Source organism: Hymenobacter rubidus, assembly GCF_016734815.1.
Taxonomy (GTDB): domain Bacteria; phylum Bacteroidota; class Bacteroidia; order Cytophagales; family Hymenobacteraceae; genus Hymenobacter; species Hymenobacter rubidus.
This window is the reverse complement of the sequence record NZ_JAERQF010000079.1, coordinates 1-1009: the sequence shown is the minus strand read 5'-3', so window position 1 is coordinate 1009 and position 1009 is coordinate 1. Positions and strand designations below refer to the sequence as shown.

Below are 1009 nucleotides of genomic sequence, written 5' to 3'. Positions count from 1 at the left end.
AAAAAAGGGCTGGCCCGGGGTGGGCCAGCCCTTTTTGGGTCGTGGGGCCGGCGGGGCCCTATTCGACGACGAGGCGCTTGACGACGCGCGTGTCGCCGGCCTGCAGGGCGAGCGAGTACACGCCGGGGGCCAGGGCGCTCACGTCGAAGTCGGCCGTGCCGCCGGCGGCGGGCAGGGCCAGCGGCCGGGTGAGCACGGTCTGGCCCAGGGCGTTGACGAGCGTGGCCGTGGCCGCGTGCAGGGGGCCGGCCGGCACGGCCAGCGTGAAGCGCTGGCGGGCCGGGTTGGGGTAGAGGCCGACCGTGGCGGCCAGGGCCCCGTTGCGGGTGGCCGACACCACGCGCAGCAGCAGGTTGTCGATGCCCAAATCGTCGTTGCCGAAGTCGGAGGTGGCCTGGAAGCGGATGACGGCCGTGGCCGCGTTGCTGGCGATGACGACCGACTTGGCGGCGAAGGCCGCGTTGGTGGTGGCCGTGAGCAGCGGGGCGCCGAAGGTGGCGCCGCCGTCGGTGCTCAGCAGCACGGCCAGGTTGTCGGTGCCGGTGGGGTTGATGTAGTCGAAGGTCAGGATTTTGGAGGCCGTCGAGCTGCTCAGGTTGACGTAGAGGTCGAGCTTGCCCTGGGCGCCGGCGGCCGAGCCGAAGGTGTGGAAGCGGGCCGAGTGGGCGCCCTGGCTGAAGCGCGTCACGTAGGGGGGGACGGGGTTGCCGGTCGAGGGCGTCTCGTAGCTCAGGTACTGCCAGCTGGCCGAGGCGCCGTCGTCCTCGCGGCGCCAGGAGTTGTCGCCGGTGGCCGGGGTGTTGCGCCAGCTCGCGTCGGGCAGGTCGCGCGTCGAAGAGCCGTTGACCCAGGGCCCTTCGAAGCCCTGCGCGTAGGGCAGCGCGGCGTAGGCCGGCGGGGGCGTGAGGGTGGTGAAGGTGGTCGTGACGGGGATGGAGTTGGCGCCGGCGGCGCAGGAGGCCACCACGCTCACGGTGTAGCTCGTGCCGCTGCTCAGGCCGGTGAGCAC

General features: G+C 72.7%; 1 protein-coding gene. It reads right to left on the bottom strand.

Going from position 1 to position 1009, the window contains the following annotated elements; genetic code table 11:
- Positions 1-58: 58 nt before the first annotated feature.
- On the bottom strand, positions 59-1009 hold a 951-nt coding region (locus JKL48_RS22850; protein ID WP_201987727.1), incomplete at its 5' end, for a T9SS type A sorting domain-containing protein.